This window comes from Microbacterium sp. SSM24 (assembly GCF_025989145.1).
In the GTDB taxonomy this organism is placed as follows: Bacteria; Actinomycetota; Actinomycetes; order Actinomycetales; family Microbacteriaceae; genus Microbacterium.
The window spans coordinates 2,524,109-2,541,822 of record NZ_JAPDNQ010000001.1 but is presented as its reverse complement, the minus strand read 5'-3'; the positions used below and the strand labels follow the sequence as shown (position 1 = coordinate 2,541,822).

At 69.7% G+C, this 17,714-nt stretch carries 21 protein-coding genes; 5 read left to right on the top strand and 16 right to left on the bottom strand.

Translation table 11 applies throughout. The annotated features are described in order from the left end of the window. Positions 1-23: 23 nt before the first annotated feature. From recA to OL358_RS11685, 12 genes are all read right to left on the bottom strand, one after another. Positions 24-1,073 (bottom strand): recombinase RecA, encoded by a 1,050-nt coding sequence (gene recA, locus OL358_RS11740; RefSeq protein ID WP_264710146.1) that lies wholly within the window; start codon positions 1,071-1,073, stop codon positions 24-26. A 260-nt stretch (positions 1,074-1,333) separates the two neighbouring features. Continuing rightward, the gene (locus OL358_RS11735; RefSeq protein WP_056121069.1) at positions 1,334-1,555 is read right to left on the bottom strand and encodes a DUF3046 domain-containing protein; all 222 of its coding nucleotides are present in this window, start codon (positions 1,553-1,555) and stop codon (positions 1,334-1,336) included. Between the two features lie 39 nt (positions 1,556-1,594). Then, positions 1,595-1,903, bottom strand: a complete 309-nt coding sequence (locus OL358_RS11730) for a helix-turn-helix domain-containing protein (RefSeq protein ID WP_056121071.1) — start codon at positions 1,901-1,903, stop codon at positions 1,595-1,597. A gap of 169 nt (positions 1,904-2,072) precedes the next feature. Further along, the gene (locus OL358_RS11725) at positions 2,073-2,534 is read right to left on the bottom strand and encodes a CinA family protein (RefSeq protein WP_264710145.1); all 462 of its coding nucleotides are present in this window, start codon (positions 2,532-2,534) and stop codon (positions 2,073-2,075) included. After that, a complete protein-coding gene (gene pgsA, locus OL358_RS11720) occupies positions 2,531-3,103 on the bottom strand; it encodes a CDP-diacylglycerol--glycerol-3-phosphate 3-phosphatidyltransferase (protein WP_264710144.1) in 573 nt (190 codons plus the stop codon). The genes OL358_RS11725 and pgsA overlap by 4 nt, the downstream gene beginning before the upstream one ends. A 26-nt stretch (positions 3,104-3,129) precedes the next feature. Beyond that, on the bottom strand, positions 3,130-5,814 hold the full coding sequence (locus tag OL358_RS11715; RefSeq protein WP_264710143.1) for an FtsK/SpoIIIE family DNA translocase: 2,685 nt from the start codon (positions 5,812-5,814) through the stop codon (positions 3,130-3,132). A 71-nt stretch (positions 5,815-5,885) separates the two neighbouring features. Next, the gene (locus tag OL358_RS11710; RefSeq protein WP_264710142.1) at positions 5,886-6,380 is read right to left on the bottom strand and encodes a GNAT family N-acetyltransferase; all 495 of its coding nucleotides are present in this window, start codon (positions 6,378-6,380) and stop codon (positions 5,886-5,888) included. A 62-nt stretch (positions 6,381-6,442) separates the two neighbouring features. Next, positions 6,443-8,119, bottom strand: a complete 1,677-nt coding sequence (locus tag OL358_RS11705; RefSeq protein ID WP_264710141.1) for a ribonuclease J — start codon at positions 8,117-8,119, stop codon at positions 6,443-6,445. A gap of 117 nt (positions 8,120-8,236) precedes the next feature. Continuing rightward, complete coding sequence (gene dapA / locus OL358_RS11700; protein WP_264710140.1) at positions 8,237-9,214, bottom strand: 4-hydroxy-tetrahydrodipicolinate synthase; 978 nt, start codon at positions 9,212-9,214, stop codon at positions 8,237-8,239. A gap of 46 nt (positions 9,215-9,260) precedes the next feature. Continuing rightward, a complete protein-coding gene (locus OL358_RS11695; protein WP_264710139.1) occupies positions 9,261-10,025 on the bottom strand; it encodes an SDR family NAD(P)-dependent oxidoreductase in 765 nt (254 codons plus the stop codon). 10 nt (positions 10,026-10,035) lie between these two features. After that, positions 10,036-10,545, bottom strand: a complete 510-nt coding sequence (locus OL358_RS11690; protein WP_264710138.1) for a dihydrofolate reductase — start codon at positions 10,543-10,545, stop codon at positions 10,036-10,038. Then, positions 10,542-11,360 carry a thymidylate synthase gene (locus tag OL358_RS11685; RefSeq protein ID WP_413631461.1) on the bottom strand — a complete coding sequence of 273 codons (819 nt, stop codon included), beginning with the start codon at positions 11,358-11,360 and terminating at the stop codon, positions 10,542-10,544. Before OL358_RS11685 ends, OL358_RS11690 begins: the two co-directional genes overlap by 4 nt. 98 nt (positions 11,361-11,458) lie before the next feature. On the opposite strand from OL358_RS11685, the gene OL358_RS11680 reads away from it, so the two are divergent. The 4 genes from OL358_RS11680 (at position 11,459) to OL358_RS11665 (ending at position 13,933) form a co-directional block, all read left to right on the top strand. Further along, entirely contained in the window at positions 11,459-11,896 is a 438-nt protein-coding gene (locus tag OL358_RS11680) for a TlpA family protein disulfide reductase (protein ID WP_264710136.1), read from the top strand. Continuing rightward, positions 11,889-12,476 carry a DUF4395 domain-containing protein gene (locus tag OL358_RS11675; RefSeq protein ID WP_264710135.1) on the top strand — a complete coding sequence of 196 codons (588 nt, stop codon included), beginning with the start codon at positions 11,889-11,891 and terminating at the stop codon, positions 12,474-12,476. The genes OL358_RS11680 and OL358_RS11675 overlap by 8 nt, the downstream gene beginning before the upstream one ends. A gap of 109 nt (positions 12,477-12,585) precedes the next feature. Then, a complete protein-coding gene (locus OL358_RS11670; RefSeq protein WP_264710134.1) occupies positions 12,586-13,011 on the top strand; it encodes an OsmC family peroxiredoxin in 426 nt (141 codons plus the stop codon). A gap of 34 nt (positions 13,012-13,045) precedes the next feature. Next, positions 13,046-13,933, top strand: a complete 888-nt coding sequence (locus OL358_RS11665) for a TIGR01777 family oxidoreductase (RefSeq protein WP_264710133.1) — start codon at positions 13,046-13,048, stop codon at positions 13,931-13,933. A 2-nt stretch (positions 13,934-13,935) separates the two neighbouring features. Here the strand turns inward: OL358_RS11665 and OL358_RS11660 are convergent, their stop codons facing one another. Beyond that, on the bottom strand, positions 13,936-14,385 hold the full coding sequence (locus OL358_RS11660; RefSeq protein WP_264710132.1) for a hypothetical protein: 450 nt from the start codon (positions 14,383-14,385) through the stop codon (positions 13,936-13,938). After that, entirely contained in the window at positions 14,382-15,197 is an 816-nt protein-coding gene (gene dapB / locus OL358_RS11655) for a 4-hydroxy-tetrahydrodipicolinate reductase (RefSeq protein WP_264710131.1), read from the bottom strand. Before dapB ends, OL358_RS11660 begins: the two co-directional genes overlap by 4 nt. A gap of 58 nt (positions 15,198-15,255) precedes the next feature. Here dapB and OL358_RS11650 point away from each other — a divergent pair, with 58 nt between their 5' ends. Further along, complete coding sequence (locus OL358_RS11650) at positions 15,256-15,750, top strand: GNAT family N-acetyltransferase (protein ID WP_264710130.1); 495 nt, start codon at positions 15,256-15,258, stop codon at positions 15,748-15,750. On the opposite strand, the gene OL358_RS11645 is transcribed toward OL358_RS11650, so the two are convergent. After that, positions 15,738-16,340 (bottom strand): histidine phosphatase family protein, encoded by a 603-nt coding sequence (locus tag OL358_RS11645; RefSeq protein WP_264710291.1) that lies wholly within the window; start codon positions 16,338-16,340, stop codon positions 15,738-15,740. The genes OL358_RS11650 and OL358_RS11645 overlap by 13 nt on opposite strands. A 92-nt stretch (positions 16,341-16,432) precedes the next feature. Beyond that, positions 16,433-17,467 carry an aldo/keto reductase gene (locus tag OL358_RS11640; protein WP_264710129.1) on the bottom strand — a complete coding sequence of 345 codons (1,035 nt, stop codon included), beginning with the start codon at positions 17,465-17,467 and terminating at the stop codon, positions 16,433-16,435. Positions 17,468-17,714: the final 247 nt, after the last annotated feature.

Below are 17,714 nucleotides of genomic sequence, written 5' to 3'. Positions count from 1 at the left end.
ACGCTTGTCGAGCGACGTCGACACTACGCCGGGCGGCGCGCGGCCAGGTCGTCTGCCGGAGCCTCGACCGCCTTCGGCTGGCCGATGCCGAGCTTCGCCTTGATCTTCGACTCGATCTCGGCGGCGACGTCCTCGTTCTTGATGAGGAAGTTGCGGGCGTTCTCTTTGCCCTGGCCGAGCTGCTCACCGTCGTACGTGTACCAGGCACCGGACTTCTTGACGATGCCGTGTTCGACACCGAAGTCGATCAGGCTGCCCTCGCGCGAGATGCCGACACCATAGAGGATGTCGAACTCGGCCTGCTTGAAGGGCGGCGCCATCTTGTTCTTCACGACCTTGACGCGCGTGCGGTTGCCCACAGCGTCGGTGCCGTCCTTGAGCGTCTCGATGCGACGGATGTCGAGGCGCACCGAGGCGTAGAACTTCAGTGCCTTGCCGCCGGCGGTGGTCTCGGGAGAGCCGAAGAACACGCCGATCTTCTCGCGCAGCTGGTTGATGAAGATCATCGTGGTGTTGGTCTGATTGAGCCCACCGGTGAGCTTGCGCAGCGCCTGCGACATAAGGCGCGCCTGCAGACCTACGTGCGTGTCGCCCATTTCGCCTTCGATCTCGGCCTTGGGCACGAGCGCGGCGACGGAGTCGATGACGACCAGGTCGATCGCCCCGGAGCGCACCAGCATGTCGGCGATCTCGAGCGCCTGCTCACCGGTGTCGGGCTGCGACACGAGCAGGGAGTCGATGTCGACGCCGAGCTTCTGGGCGTAGTCCGGGTCGAGCGCATGCTCGGCGTCGATGAACGCGGCGATGCCGCCCGCACGCTGCACGTTGGCGATCGCGTGCAGCGTGAGCGTGGTCTTACCCGACGACTCCGGACCGTAGATCTCGATGATGCGGCCACGGGGAAGTCCGCCGATGCCGAGCGCGACATCGAGCGCGATCGATCCCGTGGGGACGACCTCGACAGGAGCGCGCTCGTCGCTGCCCAGTCGCATGACCGAGCCCTTTCCGAACTGCCGGTCGATCTGGGCGAGGGCCGATTCGAGGGCCTTCTCGCGGTCAACTGCTGAGGGCATGACGTGCTCCTAATGCTCGCGTTCCGTCGCCTGTAGGCTGTCGCGCTCCGGCCCCGGTGGGACGGATGCTGCGACAAGGCGTGAGGTGTCGTTCGACGTTGTCCACGCTAGGGAGGGGCTCCGACATCCGTCTTCGCTCCCCCGCTCTCGGGGACAGAAACGTCCTCGACACCTGCTGTGCAGGAGCCTACGCCGGTATCGAACACCCGTTCGAAAAGACACGCCGCGATTTCCTCACACGCGGCGGTCGATTTCGCGGCTCAGCGCTTGGGTTCGAGTCGACCCGCGCCGTAGCGGCGTTCGAGCGGAACGTCGGTCTCGGCGCACAGGGCCAGCCACACCTCGCGCGGCGGAACACCGGCCTTCAGAGCCTCGGCGGCGGTGCGGCCGCCGGCTCCCGGCAGGACGAGGTCCACGACGAGCGCGTCGCCGCGAAGTCCGAACTCGTCGTCGACGGCTCGGTCGAACTCACTGCGGCGCATGAAGGCGTGCGGCTCCGGGGAGGCGGTGGAACAGGAGTGTCAGCGGAGCGAGAGCTCGGCGTCGACGGCGGCGACGAGGTCGTCGGGGACCACGTCGGGGAAGGTCTGCAGGCCTTCGAGCACCGAGATGCGATCGCCGACCTCGCGCATGATGATCGAGATGGGCACGTCGAGCGCTTCTGCGACCGATGCGAGGATCTCGCTCGAGGCCTCTTTCTGACCGCGCTCCACCTCGCTCAGGTAGCCGAGCGCCACGCTTGCGCGGCTCGCGACCTGTCGGAGGGTCCGACCCTTCTGCTGGCGGAAGTCGCGAAGCACTTCGCCGATCTCTTGACGAACCAGGATCATTGTGGGCCCCCTCCTCACTTCTGATTCCGCTTATCCGGGGTGATCACAGTACAGCACCGGATGATGCCAATCTAATCCCGTGAACTGGGGAATGGGTGGGAATCACCGAATGTAACCGAGAAGAAACCCGATGTGTTCCCGCACCGCGGCGTCGGCGATCGCGGGTATCTCAGAGCCGCGCCAGCGCAGCGCGGAGAGCGGCCTCGGTCGCCGCGGCGCGGACCGCGGCCCGGTCGCCCGAGAAGATCTCGGTGGACGACACCGCCGCATCCGGCGTGACCACCGCGATGCAGACCGTGCCCACCGGCTTTCCGTCCTGCGCCCCGGGTCCCGCGACTCCCGTCGTGGCGATGCCCACGTCGGCCCCGAGGAGTGTCCGCACGCCCGAGGCCATCTGCCGTGCCACTTCGGGATCGACGGCGCCCGCCGAGGCGAGAAGACCGGCGTCCACCCCGAGGACGTCGCGCTTGATGTCCGTCGCGTAGGCGACGACGCCGCCGCGCAGTGCGGCGGACGCTCCGGGGACCTCGACGATCGTGGCGGCGACGAGGCCACCGGTGAGCGACTCCGCGACGGCGACCGTCCAGCCCTTCGCGGCCAGCGCGGCCAGAAGTTCCGCGGCCGGTGTCACGCCGCGCCCTTCGCCCGCCGCGCCCCCCGAGCCTCGGTGATGACGTAGTCGATGCCGCTCGCGACCGTGAGCACGACGGCGATCGTCATGGTGACGCCGTTGACCCAGAAGATCCAGTCGCCGACCAGGGTCCACAGCGGCAAGAGCGCGAGTGAGAGAGCGACCGCCTGCGCGAGCGTCTTCAGCTTGCCCATCCACGCCGCCGCGACGACGTGGTCGCTCGCGACGATCAGGCGGTGCACGGTGATGCCGACCTCGCGCACGAGCACGAGCGCCGTGATCCACCACGGAAGCTCACCGAGGATGGACAGACCGATGAAGGCGAACCCCGTGAGCACCTTGTCGGCGATCGGATCGAGCAGCTTGCCGAGGTCGGTCACGATGTCGTGCCTGCGTGCCAGGTACCCGTCGATCCCGTCGGTCGCGATCGCGACGATGAACAGCACCGCCGCCCACCACCGCAGCGGGCCGTCCGCTCCCCCGTCGGCCAGCAGCATCCACAGGAACACCGGTGCGCACAGGATGCGCACGATCGTGATGATGTTCGGAAGCTGCCGCGGGATGGCCATGCGCCGAGCCTATCCGTGCGACGGCATCAGTCGCGGCCGGTCAGGCCCCAGGCGTCCTCCGACCCGTCGTCACCCTCGACCACCGGGTAGCCGTCGTACTGCGCGTCGACGGCGTCGGAGCCGTACGGGTCGGATGCCGGAGCCGAGGCATCCGGAACATCGTCGCCTCGCAGACGGGCCAGCACCGCCGGCAGCTGATCGGGCGTGACGAGCACGTCGCGCGCCTTCGACCCCTCGGACGGCCCGACGATCTCGCGGGACTCCAGCAGGTCCATGAGGCGACCGGCCTTCGCGAACCCGACGCGGAGCTTGCGCTGGAGCATCGAGGTCGAGCCGAACTGCGTCGAGATGATCTGTTCGGCCGCCGCGAGGAGGAGCTCGAGGTCGTCGCCGATGTCGGCGTCGATCTCCTTCTTCTCGGCCGCGACCGCGACGTCGTTGCGGTACTCGGGCCGAGCCTGCGCGGTGACGTGCTTGACGACCTTCTCGATCTCCTGCTCGCTCACCCACGCGCCCTGGACGCGCAGGGCCTTCGACGCTCCCATCGGGAGGAACAGCCCGTCGCCCTGCCCGATGAGGCGGTCGGCCCCCGGCTGGTCGAGGATGACGCGTGAGTCGGTCACGCTCGTCACCGCGAACGCCAGACGCGATGGGACGTTCGCCTTGATCAAGCCCGTCACGACGTCGACCGACGGCCGCTGGGTGGCCAGCACCAGATGGATGCCGCTCGCACGGGCGAGCTGGGTGATGCGGACGATGGAGTCCTCGACGTCGCGCGGGGCGACCATCATGAGGTCGGCGAGCTCGTCGACGACGACGAGGAGGTACGGGTACGGCTTCAGCACCCGCTCGCTGCCGGGCGGCAGGATGACCTCACCGGCGACGACCGCGCGGTTGAAGTCGTCGATGTGACGGAACCCGAAGGACGCGAGGTCGTCGTACCTCATGTCCATCTCCTTCACGACCCACTGCAGCGCCTCGGCCGCCTTCTTCGGGTTCGTGATGATCGGGGTGATGAGATGCGGCACGCCCGCATAGGAGGTGAGCTCGACGCGCTTCGGATCGATGAGCACCATGCGGACGTCGGCGGGCTTGGCCCGCATCAGCAGGCTCGTGATCATCGAGTTCACGAAGCTGGACTTGCCCGACCCCGTCGACCCCGCGACGAGGAGGTGCGGCATCTTCGCGAGGTTGGCGACCACGTAGCCGCCGCCGACGTCCTTGCCCACCCCGATCGTCATCGGATGCGTGGACTGCTGCGCGTTCTGCGAGCGCAGCACATCGCCGAGCGTCACGATCTCGCGGTCGGCGTTGGGGATCTCGACGCCGATCGCGCTCTTGCCGGGGATCGGCGCGAGGATGCGGACCTCGTTCGAGGCGACCGCGTAGGCGATGTTGTTGGTGAGGGCCGTGATGCGCTCGACCTTGACACCCGGGCCGAGCGAGATCTCGTACTGGGTGACGGTCGGGCCGCGAGAGAACCCGGTGACGCGAGCGTCGACCGAGAACTGCTCGAGCACGCTGGTGATCGCTTTGACGGTGTCGTCGTTGGCCTGCGAGCGAGCGACGTGCGGCGTTCCCGCAGCGAGCGCGGTGACCGCCGGCAGCCGGTACGGCGCCGTGCTGGCGGCCGCGGGCGCGTCGGTGCCGATGCCGGCGAGCCCGGGCAGCACGCCGTCTTCGAGCGGGTCGACGCTGTCGTCGCGCAGTGACGTCTTCGAGCCCTTCGACGCCTTGGCTGCCGACAGCACGGCCGGGTCGATGATCTCGGTGAGGGCATCGGCCGGAGCGGTCTCGGGCACGGGCGGCGCCTCGAAGACCTGGTCGAACCCGCCCTGCGAGGTGCCGGGGGCGAGCAGCGCGGTGAGGTCGTCCGATCCGAGGACGCCGTCGTCGGGGTCCTTCTCACGACCCGTCTTGTTGCGACGCCACCACGGCAGCGACGGGTCGTCGTCCGCGTCGGCGTCGGCTGCGGCATCCGCCACCGCGGTGTCGGTGCGCGGTTCGGCGCCGAACATCCACGCGTAGAGCTCGCCCAGGCGTCGCCCGATGCGGTTCGGCGGGGTCTTCGTGATGATCAGGATGCTGAGCACGGCCAGCAGCGACAGCACGATGTACGCGCCGACGTCGGTGAGCACGAGTGCGAGCGGCTCGCCGAGCATCCATCCGAACAGACCGCCGGCCTCGCTCAGCGCGAGGAGGCCCTCGCTGGGCTGCGGGCGTCCGCCGGCGACATGGCAGAAGCCGGCGATGGTCCACATGAACAGGCCGAAGCCGATGCCGATGCGGCCGTTGTCGTGCACCGAGGACGGATGCCGGAACATCCAGCCCGCCAGCACGAGCAGGAGCACCGGAAGGATGAACGCCTCGCGGCCGACGAGCGCACCGACGGTGTAGGCGCTGATCCCCCCGGCGATCTCGTTGCCGATGAAGAACCACTCGTTCACCGCACCGGCGACCGCGAGCAGCACGAGGAAGAACGGAAAGCCGTCGCGCCGCTGATCCTTCTCGAGCGTCTCGGGACCGAACGCCCGGAACAGCGCGCCCGTGGCGTGGGCGAGCCCGAGCCACGCCCGCACGATCACCGGGGGCCGATCGGACTCGCCGACGTAGCGCTTCGGCGCCGGCTCCGGCTTCTTGGCGCGCGACGAGGACGCCTGCGTGCGTGAGGGCGCGCGACCGTTCTTGGTCGGGCTGGAGCTCCTGGCCATTCCCCCACGGTAAGCCGGGCTCCCGACTTTTCCGCGGAGCCGCGCGGGGCTTCGACGGCCCCCGATCCGCTTCAGCGCAGGCGCTTGACCATCGTGTCTCGGCCGTGACCGGCCTCCACGACCGCGAATCCCTCGCTGCGGTAGAGCGTGGCGGCGAAGTTGCCACGCTCGACGCTGAGGCTGATGCGCCCGAAGCCCTGGGTGCGCGCTTGGGCGCAGAGGGCTTGCAGCAGTGCACGGCCGACCCCGTGCGCGCGCCAGATCGGACGCACGCCGATGATCAGTTCGGGCACCCCCGTGCCGACATACCCGAACCCCGGATCGGTGCGGGGCAGCATCCGGTACCACGCCGCGCCGATCGGCTCACCGTTGGCGTCCTCGGCGACGATGCCGGCGTCGCTCGGACGCATCCATCCCGCCACGTACCGGCTGTGGTCGGAGCCGGTGATCAGCTGATGCTTGGGCTGCCCGCCGCCGGGTCGCCAGTTCGCGGCCTCGACGACCATGTCCCCGAGGAACGCCCCGTCCGCCTGCGTGGCGGCGCGTACCGAGAACGAGGGGGACATGCCGTGAGTTTAGCGACGGAGAGCGGATGCCTCGTCCGCCCGGTCTCTGCGTGACGGCGGCGTCACGCCTCGATGACGAGCGGGATGATCATCGGCCGGCGGCGCAGCGACTGGTTCACCCAGCGCCCGATGGTGCGGCGAACGATCTGCGACAGCGCGTGCTGGTCGCGCACGCCCGACTTCGCGGCCTCCGCGAGAGCGGCCGCGATCTTCGGCTTGACGTCGTCGAACACGGCGTCGTCCTCGGCGAACCCCCGCGCGTGGATCTCGGGACCCGAGATCACCTTGCCGGTCGAAGCGTCCACCACGACGATCACCGAGATGAATCCCTCTTCGCCGAGGATCCGGCGATCCTTGAGGTCGGCGTCGGTGATCTCGCCCACCGTCGACCCGTCGACGTAGACGAAACCGAGGTCCAGCTGTCCGGCGACCCGCGCGTTCCCGTCCTTGAGATCGATGACCGTGCCGTTCTCGGCGAGGATCGTGCGCTCGGGATCGATGCCGGTGTCCTGCGCGAGGCGCGCGTTGGCCATGAGGTGCCGGTACTCGCCGTGGATCGGCAGCACGTTCTTCGGCTTGAGGATGTTGTAGCAATACAGCAGTTCGCCGGCCGCCGCGTGACCGGAGACGTGAACCTTGGCGTTGCCCTTGTGCACGACGTTCGCTCCGAGCTTGGTGAGGCCGTCGATCACCCGGTAGACAGCGTTCTCGTTGCCCGGGATGAGGCTCGACGCCAGGATCACCGTGTCGCCCGGACCGGGCTCGATCGCGTGGTCGAGATTGGCCATGCGGCTGAGCACAGCCATCGGCTCTCCCTGGGACCCCGTCGACATGTAGACGATCTGGTCCTCGGGCAGGTCGCGCGCCTTCTTGTAGTCGATGAGCACGCCATCGGGAACGTTGAGATAGCCGAGGTCCTCGGCGATCGTCATGTTGCGCAGCATGCTCCGACCGAGCAGTGCGACACGGCGGCCGTGGGCGGCCGCGGCATCCAGCACCTGCTGCACGCGGTGGACATGGCTCGAGAAGCTGGCCACGATCACGCGGCGCGGCGCGCGGCCAATCACCTGGTCGAGAACGGGGCCGATCGAGCGCTCCAGCGGGGTGAACCCCGGCACATCGGCGTTCGTGGAGTCGACGAGGAACAGGTCGACGCCCTCCTCGCCGAGGCGCGCGAAGGCACGGAGGTCGGTCAGCCTGCCGTCGAGCGGAAGCTGGTCCATCTTGAAGTCGCCCGTGGCCAGCACCAGGCCGGCGGGCGTGCGCACGGCGACCGCGAGCGCGTCGGGGATCGAGTGGTTCACCGCGATGAACTCGAGCTCGAAGGGCCCGAGCTTCTCGTGCTGCCCCTCCGCGACGGTCAGGCTGTACGGCTTGATCCGGTGCTCCTTGAGCTTCGCCTCGGTGAGCGCGAGCGTCAGGCCCGACCCGACGATGGGGATGTCGGACTTCAGCTTGAGAAGGTAGGGCACCGCCCCGATGTGGTCCTCGTGGCCGTGCGTCAGCACCACGCCGACGATGTCATCGAGGCGACCCTTGATCGGCTCGAAGTCCGGGAGGATCAGGTCGACGCCGGGTTGATGCTCCTCGGGGAACAGCACGCCGCAGTCGACGATCAGGAGCTTCCCGTCGTATTCGAAGACCGTCATGTTGCGACCGACCTCGCCGAGTCCCCCGAGGGGCGTCACACGGAGGGTGCCCGGCTCGAGGGCGGGCGGGTCGAACGGGGTGGTGGGCATGGTGGGCCTCCTGGGCTCATTCCGATGCGCCGGCGGGGCCGGTGCATGCTCCGGATGCCGCGGCATCCGGTCCGTTCTCGCTCCGGCGTCCCGTCGTGGACGCGCCGGTGCGCATTGTCATCGCGTAGTGCCCGAGACCTTCGGCAGGGCGCCACCGGCGGCGGCGTTGCGGTCGGGACGGAAGTTCGAGAAGTCGGCGCCGGGGACGCCGGTCACGAGTGCGAGCTCGTCTTCGATCTTGGCGGCCTCCCACTCTTCGGGGCCGACCAGCGGCAGGCGCACGCGCGGGCTGCCGATGCGACCGAGGCCGTGGAGGATGTACTTCGCCGAGACAGTGCCGGGAACGTGCGTCATCACGGCGCGCACGAGCGGCTCGAGCTGCTGGTGCGCGGCGGTCGCGGTCTTGAGGTCGCCCGCATTGACGGCGTCGACGATGGCCCGGTACGGCGCGGGGGCGATGTTCGCCGTCACCCCGATCAGACCCGTCGCGCCGATCGCCAGGTGGGGCAGCACGTTGGCGTCGTCACCCGAGAAGTACATCAGGTCGGTCTGGTTGAGCACGCGGCTCACCTCGCTGAAGTCGCCCTTGGCGTCCTTGATGGCGAGGATGTTCGGGTGCTTGGCCAGGCGCAGGATCGTCTCGTACTTGATCGGGACGCCGGTGCGGCCGGGGATGTCATAGAGGATCACCGGCAGGTCGGTCGCGTCCGCGACGAGCCGGAAGTGGGTCAGGATGCCCGCCTGCGTCGGCTTGTTGTAGTACGGCGTCACGATCATGATGCCGTCGGCGCCGGCCTGCTCGCTGGCCTTGTACAGCTCGATCGCGTGCGCCGTCTCATTCGATCCGCCGCCCGTGATGATCTTCGCGCGGCCCGCTGCGACGTCTTTGCCGATCTCGACGAGGCGGATCTTCTCGGCGTCGGTGAGCGTCGAGGTCTCGCCGGTCGTACCGGTGACGACGATGCCGTCGGCGCCGGCGGCGATGACGTCGTCGATGTGCTTCTCGACGGCGGCCCAGTCGACTTCGCCGTCGGCCGTCATCGGGGTGACGAGCGCGACGAGAACCTGTCCGAAGGGGTTGCCCGTATGCGTCATGCTCCCAGGTTATCGGGATGCCGCAGCGCGCGCGGCGCGGAAGGCGTCAGCGTCCGGTCGCAGCGGCGCGCGCGACGAGCGCCGAGGGGGCGAAGCGCGTGAGCGCGACCAGCATCTTGTACTTGGTTGACGGGATCGACACCGCACGCCCGCGCGCGGCGTCGCGGAGCGATTCGCTCACGACCGTCGTCGCGTCGAGCCACATCCAGTCGGGCACGCCTTCCTGCCCCGGCGGGAGCCCGGCGCGCTCGTGGAAGTTCGTGTGAGTGAACCCTGGGCACACCGCCGTCACCGTGACGCCGCGCTTCTCGTACTCCACGTTCGCCCAGCGGCTGAAGCTGATCAGCCAGCCCTTGCACGCGCCGTAGGTCGAGCGCGGGGTGAACCCGGCGACCGACGCGACGTTGAGGATGCGGCCGTGACCGCGTTCGAGCATGGGTCCGAGTGCCGCGTGCGAGAGCCGCAGCGGCACCTCGACGTGCAGATCGAGGTGGCGGACCTCGTCTTCGACGGAGTTGCGCTCGAACGCCAGCGGCAGTCCGAACCCGGCGTTGTTGACCAGCATCTCGACCGGATGCTCGTGATCGGCGAGGCGCCTCTCGAGCTTCGCGCGCTGTCGGGGCTTGAGAAGGTCGAGCGCCATCACCTCGACGCCGACATGGTGTCGCGCGACCAGGTCGCGCGCCAGGCCGTCCAGCGCCTCGCGGTCGCGTGCGACGAGCACCAGATCAGCGCCGCGGGCCGCCAGCTGCCGTGCGTACTCGGCGCCCAGGCCCGAACTCGCCCCCGTGATGACCGCTGTCTTCGCCATGCGGGAAAGCCTAGGCCGGTCGCTCCAGCCGGAGGAAGCGGTAGCGGATGCCGCTCCTCGACGTGCTCCAGCCCCCGGCAGGCTGCACGTCGACGGTGTGCCAGTCCGCGCGATCCGGCGCGAAGGTGTCGCCGTCGACCTCGAGGTCGAGCTCGGTCACCTCGAGGCGATCCGCCGACTCGATGCTCTCGCGGAAGAGCTCGCCGCCCCCGATGATCCAGATCCACTCGGGCGCGGTCTCCGCTGCCGTCGCGAGGGCCTCTTCGAGGGACGGCGCCCGTTCCGCGCCGGGAGCCGCCCAGTCATCGCTGCGCGTCACGACGAGGTTGCGCCTCCCGGGAAGCGGCCGGAACCGGTCGGGCAGCGACTCCCACGTCCTGCGGCCCATGACGACGGGGGCGCCGGCCGTGACCTCCTTGAAGTGCGCCAGGTCTTCCGGCACGTGCCAGGGCATGCCGCCCTGCGCTCCGATGACGCCACCGGACGCCTCGGCCCACACGAGGCCGATGCGTGCCGTCATACCGCGACCGCCGCGCGGATCGCCGGGTGGTGCTGGTAGTCCTCGACGACGAAGTCCTCGAATGCGTAGTCGAAGATCGACTCCGGCTTCCGCGCGAAGCGCAGCGTGGGGTACGGGTAGGGGTCGCGCGTGAGCTGCTCGCGAACCTGGTCGAGGTGGTTGTCGTAGATGTGGCAGTCGCCGCCGGTCCAGACGAAGTCGCCCGGCTCCAGACCGGTCTGCTGGGCGACCATGAGCGTCAGCAGCGCGTACGAGGCGATGTTGAACGGCACCCCGAGGAAGAGGTCCGCGCTGCGCTGGTAGAGCTGGCACGACAGGCGTCCGTCGGCGACGTAGAACTGGAACATCGCGTGACACGGTGCGAGCGCCATATCGGGGATGTCGGCGGGGTTCCAGGCCGAGACGAGCAGGCGCCGGGAGTCGGGGTTCGCGCGGATCTGGTCGATGACCTGCGAGATCTGGTCGATGTGCGCGCCGTCCGGCGTCGGCCACGACCGCCACTGCACGCCGTAGACGGGGCCCAGCTCGCCGTCGCCGTCGGCCCATTCGTCCCAGATCGTGACACCGTTCTCCTGCAGCCAGCGCACGTTGGACTCGCCCCGGAGGAACCACAGCAGCTCGTACGCGATCGACTTGAAGTGCACCCGCTTCGTCGTGATGAGAGGGAAGCCCTGCGACAGGTCGAAGCGGATCTGGCGCCCGAAGGCGCTCGTTGTCCCGGTGCCGGTGCGGTCGTCTTTGTGCGTGCCGCTCTCGAGCACGTCACGCAGGAGGTCTTCGTAGGGAGTCGCGATGGCGCCGGTCACGGCTGCCACGATACCCGCGCCCTCCCCCACCCGGGTTTGTTACGTCCGGAACGTCACATACCGGCATCCGGTATCCATTCAGGTGAACGGAGATACCCTGATCAGTTGTGAACCTCGTCACCGCGCTCGTCGCCATCGCCCTGCTCCTGGCGGTGACCGTCGGCGTCGGCGTGTACCTGCGCTGGGCGCAGTCGCGGCCTCAGCGTCACGTGCCGCACGAGGTCGTCGAGCCCGAGCGCCTCGGCGCCGACGGACTCGGCGAGGTCGCCACCCTCCTGCAGTTCAGCACCGAGCTGTGTGCGCGCTGTCCCGGAGTGCACCGCACCCTCGCGTCGATCGCCGACGCCCACGACGGCGTGCGGCATCTCGACGTCGACCTCACGCATCGGCCCGACATCGCGAAGCACTTCCATGTGCTCCAGACGCCCACGACTCTCGTGCTCGACCGCGAAGGCGTCGTCCAGACCCGTTTCGGCGGCACCCCCAGCCGCGAGGTGCTCGAACTCGAACTGAACCGACTGATCTCGGAGGACGCCAATGTCTAGGAACCCGGATGCTCCCGCCCCGCGCGGCATCGACCCCCGAGGTCCCCGCTTCGTCGCCGGGATCACGGCGCTCCTCCTTCTGATCGATGTGTTCCTCGGGCTCACCGGGCTCTCCACGGCGTACGGCGCGGCGGCGTTCGGCTGGTTCGGCTATGAGCCCGTGACGCCGCTCTTCGGGAGCTGGCTTCTGCCGGAGGCGTCGCTCGCCGAACGCGTGCTCGACCCCGCATTCCTCCTGCTGCTGGTGATCGGCCTCCTCTTCCTGTGGGGCGTGCTCTCGCCGCGGACCGCCCCGTGGGCCGTGCTCTACCGCAAGGCGGTGGCGCCACGCCTGAAGCCCCCGACCGAGCTCGAGGATCCTCGCCCGCCGCGCTTCGCGCAGGGTGTCGGACTCTTCGTGGCGACGCTGGGCCTCGTGCTGCAGCTGTTCGGTGTGCCGTGGGCGCTCACGATCGCGGCGGCGATGGCTTTCGTCGCGGCGTTCCTCAATGCCGCGTTCGGTCTGTGCCTCGGCTGCCAGCTCTACCTGCTTCTGCAGCGCGTCGGCATCGTCGGCCGCGCCCGCCCCGCCTCGGCCTGACGCCCGAACACGACGGCAGTGCGCCGTCAACCCGTCGCGCGGCATCACGCCCCGCCGTTAGGCTGACCGCGAGACGCCCGGTCGTCGGGCGCAGCGACGGGAGGCACCCATGACGGTCACGAGCGAAGCCACCACCGCCTGGAAGGGCGGCCTCTTCGACGGATCCGGCGAGGTGACCTTCGTGTCGTCGGGCCTGGGCACCTTCGATGTGAACTGGAAGGCCCGCAGCGAAGGGTCCACCACCACCACGACGCCGGAAGAGCTCATCGCCGCCGCTCACGCATCGTGCTTCAGCATGGCCTTCTCGCTCGCGCTCGCCGAGAACGGCACCCCTCCCGAGTCGATCGACACGACGGCATCCGTCACCTTCAAGCCGGGCACCGGCATCACCGGCAGCCACCTGAACGTCAACGCGGTCGTCCCCGGACTCGAGCCCGAGGATTTCGAGCGGCTCGCCCAGGAGGCCAAGGCCGGCTGCCCTGTCTCGCAGGCGCTCGCCGGCATCGACATCACGCTCGAGGCGACGCTTGCCTGATGCTGCGACACCGCGATCCGGCAGAGGCCGGGTCGTGGTGGCGGGCGCGTCGGGACTGATCGGGTCGGCGCTCGTCGAGAGTCTCCGCGCCGACGGCGTCGAGGTGACACTTCTCGTGCGTCACGCGCCCACGGCCCCCGACGAGGTCGAATGGCTGACGGACGACGCTCCGCTCGACCCCGGGGTGCTGGCCGGCGCGGAGGCGGTCGTCGGGCTCAACGGCGCGAGCATCGGCCGCTTCCCCTGGACGCCGAAGTACCGCCACACGCTGCTCTGGTCGCGCGTGACCCCCACGCTCGCGATCGCGCGCGCCGTGCGGGAACTGGGGACGGATGCTCCGCACTTCGTCTCCGCGTCCGCTGTCGGGTACTACGGCTCGGCGCCGCGACGCCGCCTGGACGAGACCTCACCCCGCGGGGAGACCTTCCTCGCCGATCTGTGCGGCGAGTGGGAGACCGCGGCAGGGGCGGCCGGAGACGACGCTCGGATCTCGATGCTCCGCACGGCGCCGATCGTCCATCGGGACGGCGTGCTCAAGCCCCTCATGATTCTCACGGACCTCGGCGTGAGCGGGCCGATCGGCAAGGGGACCCAGGCCTGGCCGTGGATCTCACTGGAGGACGAGATACGAGCCATCCGCCACGTCATCGACGCGGGCCTCACCGGCCCGGTCAACCTCACGGGGCCGAATCGCGCCACCGCCAACGACCTCGGGTTCGCCCTCGCCGTGCGACGGAACCGCCCGTTCCTGCTGCGAGCGCCGGTGTGGGCGATGCGGACCGTGCTGGGCCCGGACGCCACCGAGGCCCTCCTGACGACCGATGCGGATGTCGCGCCCGCCGTGCTCGAGGCATCCGGGTTCACCTTCCTTCACCGCACCGTCGAGGAAGCCGTCGCTGCGGCAGTCCCTGCGGCGGACTGACCTCAGGCGCGCTGCTCGTCCCGCTCCAGGCGGATCGCGCGACGGATCGCCTCGCGGGCCCGACGCCGGTCGCTGGACGCGTCGTACGCGAGTCCGAGTCGGTACCACGCGCGCCAGTCGTCGGGGTGCGCCTCGACGTCGGCGCGGTACGCGGGGAAGAGGGCGTCGGCCTCGGAGCGCACCGCGCGTCCGCTGGGCCGGACCTGGATCTCCTCGGCGGGCAGGGCGTCCTCCGCCTCGAGCCGGCGACCGAGCTGCTCCGCGCGCACGCCGAACCAGATCTCTCTGCCGAGCGCCCACACCGCGATGACGGGAAGGACGACGAGCACGACGCCCATCAGCACCCCCACCGGATTTCCACTCACGAGCAGCAGCCACGCCCGCTGGGCCACGAGGGCGATGTACAGCGCCAGGAGCACCGCCATGACGGCGACGCCGATGCGCGCGCTCATGCGCCGGTGGTCCTCGCCACCTGTCCGGGCACGCCGCCCTCGTCGACAGGATGCTCGGCGGCAGCGTCGCCGGGACGCCGCAGGCCGATGTCGAGGAAGCTGTCGAGGCCGACGATCACGCCGGTGGCGTCCTTCGCTGCCGCGAGGGCGAGACGGATGCCGGGTCCGTACGCGAGCGCCGGTTCGACGGTGTCGTGCACGATCGTGAGCGACTCTCCCGCTCCCGAGAGGATCGCCTCCTGGCGCGCCACGACGCCGGGGCGGCGCAGCGAGTGGATCGGCACGCTGGCGACCTGCTGACCGCGGGCACGTTGGTCGACGTGGGGCGACTCGACCGGCCCGACGCCGGCGCGCGCGGCGGCGATGAGCTCGGCCGTGCGCACGGCGGTGCCGCTCGGCGAATCGATCTTGGTCTCGCGATGCGCCTCGACGATCTCGATAGACGGGAAGAACGGCGCGGCGGCCGCGGCGAGCGCCGAGCCGATCACTGAGCCGAGCGAGAAGTTCGGAATGAAGACGGCACCGGTCCCGGCGGCCTCGACGAGGGGGCGCACGAGGGCGATGCGCTCGGCCGACCAGCCGGATGTTCCGACGAGCACGTTGATGCCGCGCTCGACGGCGGCGCGCACGACGTCGATCGACACGGCGGGGACCGACGCGTCGATGACCAGATCGGCGCCGTCGAGCTCAGCAAGCTCGGAGCGCGACGTCAGCACGGCCGCCACCTCGAACCCCGCTTCGTGCTCGACCACCTCACGGATGATGCCGCCGAGTTTGCCGGTGCCTCCCACGATGGCCACGCGCGTCGTCATTGCTCCATCCTAGGTGCGACCGCTTCCGCGACCCGTTGCGCCGCCTACGCTGGAGGACGTGGCAGCACTGCGCGAATCCCCCGTCGACTCCCCCGAGGCGCACGAGCTCCTCGCCGAGTACTTCCAGGCACGCACGGCCGGCTTCGCCGACCAGGATGTCGCCTACACGACGACCTTCCCGCTGCCCGCCGCGTTCGTCCCGCCCGCGGGGGTGTTCCTGGTGGTCGTCGACGACGAGGGCCGCGCGGTCGGCTGCGGCGGCATCCGTCACATCGCCGACGGTCCGCACGGCACGCGCTACGAGGTCAAGCACCTCTACCTGCGCCCCGAGACCCGCGGCCGCGGCTGGGGACGCCTGCTGCTCGACGGGCTGGAGGAGCACGCGAGGGATCTCGGCGCGCGCGAGCTCGTACTCGACACCCACCACTCGCTCGAGGCCGCCGGCGTGCTCTATGCGCGCTCGGGGTTCGTCGCGATCGAGCCCTACAACGACAACCCGAACGCGTCCCGCTGGTACGGCAAGGCGCTCGGGGACGACGCTCAGACCGGGTAGACCTCGGGAAGACCGGTGCGCAGCTCCACCGGGAGGTGCGCGAGGTCGTTGTGCGACAGGAGGGTCCACGGGCGCCCCTGCTTCTGCGCGATCACCGTGAGCCCGCAGTGCGCCTGGTTGAGGGTCATCCAGCGCCACTCGGGCGCCTGGAGCACCTCGCGCACGAACCACGCGATGACGAAGTTGTGCGTGATGATCAGCTCGTGCACCTCGCCGCGCTTGCGCGCGAGATACTCGCTCACCGCATCGGCCATCTGAGCGCGCCCGGCCTCGACCTCGGCTTCGGTGACCGAGCCGAAGAACGGCTCGAAGGCGGACGGGGTGTCGTCGGTCATCCCCGTCGGCACGCAGTCGAAGAGGAGGGCGGACGGTTCGGGTTGCAACGACGGCATGCGTTCCTGGACGGCCCGCGCGGTCTGGCTGGCCCGCTCCAGGGGCGAATGCCACACGGCGTCGAACGGCACGCCCGACAGACGATCGGCGAGGAGCGAGGCCTGGCGCCGACCGCGCGGCGACAGGGGTCCGTCGACGAGGCCGTGCTCGGCATCCTGGTGCTCACCGTGCCGCACGAGGTAGATGTAGTGCGTCACGCAGCTCACTCCGTCGGGGGTCGCGTGCCCCGACGGGACACTCATTCAGCCTACGTCACGAAACGATCACGGTCCGTGGACGTGTCGGCGTGCTATTCGGCTGCGCGGGCGATATCGGCCAGCTGTGCACGGCTCAGGCGCACACCCACACCCTGCACGAGCTCTTCCACGTGCTGTGGCGCGTACGCGTTCACGATCGGCGCCGTGACGAGCTTCTGAGCGAGCAGCCACCCGAGCGCGACCGCGGCGTCGGGCACCCCCAGCTCGCTGCCGACGGCATCGAGCGCGCGCAGCGTGCGACTCCCCCGTCGATTCAGGTTGGCGGCGATCTGAGCTCCTCGCACCGACAGGGCCCCGCGCAGCCGCGTGCGCTGCCGCCCGGCGAGGAAGCCGTGCTCAAGAGCGTGCGAGGGTGTCACGGCCATGCCCTGCGCCCCGGCGACGAGGCGAAGGTCGGAGTCGAACTCGTGTCGCCGCAGCACGTTGAACGGCACGTCGAGCACGGTGATGCGCGGGAAGCCGGCGGACGAGTAGATGCGCGCTTCGACCAGCTGCGCGGGCGTATAGCCGACCGCCCCGATCGTGCGGACCTTTCCGGTCTCGACCAGCCATTCCGCCGTGGCGAGCGTGTCTTCGAGGGCCGACGTCGTGTCGGTCGTCGCGTCGAGGTAGAGCACGTCGATGCGGTCGGTGCGCAGTCGCGTGAGCGACGCCTCCACCGACCGGATCAGGTTGACGGATCCGAGCCCAGGATTGTCGGCGTGTCCGCCGACCCGCACCGCCAGAACGACCTCGTCGCGCAGACCGCGCGAGTGGATCCACTGGCCGATGATGTGCTCGCTGCGGCCCGAGGAGAAGCTGTCGGACGTGTGCACGGCATTGCCGCCGAGCTCGGCGTAGGTGTCGAGGATGGCGTGGCTGGACTCGAGGTCGACGTTCCACCCGAACTCCGCTCCGCCCAGGATCAGCGGGAACACGTCGAATCCGCTCTCGCCGAGGGCGACACGCACGCTGGTGCCGATCGACGGCCCCTGCACGGGGATCGGCGCGGACGGATGCACGCCCAGGGGCGCACCGACCTGAGCGCTCTGCGAAGAGAGCGTCGATCCAACGCCGAAGACAGCCATGACTCACCCCCTCACGAGGAGTCCCGTGGGCTTCTCCGTGATACCGATTCCGCACCCCCCGGCACGTACCTATGAGGGTAGGCCAGTCCGGACACATGGCCGACCACCGACGCGTACAGTCGGTAAACATTGCATAACGCTTTCATCACGAGGCGGCGCGCATCAGCCGTATGTCCCCCATTCGGCGGACCTGTTCACCGGTCGGCCGGCAGAACGACGGATGCCCGCCCCCTCCGCGAAGGAGAGA

What these genes read in the sequence shown, in the direction of transcription:
- OL358_RS11735 (WP_056121069.1), bottom strand. Translation starts at nt 1,555, where the DNA reads ATGCGCCGCAGTGAGTTCGACCGAGCCGTCGACGACGAGTTCGGACTT.
- OL358_RS11705 (WP_264710141.1), bottom strand. Translation starts at nt 8,119, where the DNA reads ATGCCCACCACCCCGTTCGACCCGCCCGCCCTCGAGCCGGGCACCCTC.
- OL358_RS11715 (WP_264710143.1), bottom strand. Translation starts at nt 5,814, where the DNA reads ATGGCCAGGAGCTCCAGCCCGACCAAGAACGGTCGCGCGCCCTCACGC.
- pgsA (WP_264710144.1), bottom strand. Translation starts at nt 3,103, where the DNA reads ATGGCCATCCCGCGGCAGCTTCCGAACATCATCACGATCGTGCGCATC.
- OL358_RS11675 (WP_264710135.1), top strand. Translation starts at nt 11,889, where the DNA reads ATGTCTAGGAACCCGGATGCTCCCGCCCCGCGCGGCATCGACCCCCGA.
- OL358_RS11695 (WP_264710139.1), bottom strand. Translation starts at nt 10,025, where the DNA reads ATGGCGAAGACAGCGGTCATCACGGGGGCGAGTTCGGGCCTGGGCGCC.
- dapA (WP_264710140.1), bottom strand. Translation starts at nt 9,214, where the DNA reads ATGACGCATACGGGCAACCCCTTCGGACAGGTTCTCGTCGCGCTCGTC.
- dapB (WP_264710131.1), bottom strand. Translation starts at nt 15,197, where the DNA reads ATGACGACGCGCGTGGCCATCGTGGGAGGCACCGGCAAACTCGGCGGC.
- OL358_RS11690 (WP_264710138.1), bottom strand. Translation starts at nt 10,545, where the DNA reads ATGACGGCACGCATCGGCCTCGTGTGGGCCGAGGCGTCCGGTGGCGTC.
- OL358_RS11730 (WP_056121071.1), bottom strand. Translation starts at nt 1,903, where the DNA reads ATGATCCTGGTTCGTCAAGAGATCGGCGAAGTGCTTCGCGACTTCCGC.
- recA (WP_264710146.1), bottom strand. Translation starts at nt 1,073, where the DNA reads ATGCCCTCAGCAGTTGACCGCGAGAAGGCCCTCGAATCGGCCCTCGCC.
- OL358_RS11660 (WP_264710132.1), bottom strand. Translation starts at nt 14,385, where the DNA reads ATGAGCGCGCGCATCGGCGTCGCCGTCATGGCGGTGCTCCTGGCGCTG.
- OL358_RS11640 (WP_264710129.1), bottom strand. Translation starts at nt 17,467, where the DNA reads ATGGCTGTCTTCGGCGTTGGATCGACGCTCTCTTCGCAGAGCGCTCAG.
- OL358_RS11710 (WP_264710142.1), bottom strand. Translation starts at nt 6,380, where the DNA reads ATGTCCCCCTCGTTCTCGGTACGCGCCGCCACGCAGGCGGACGGGGCG.
- OL358_RS11670 (WP_264710134.1), top strand. Translation starts at nt 12,586, where the DNA reads ATGACGGTCACGAGCGAAGCCACCACCGCCTGGAAGGGCGGCCTCTTC.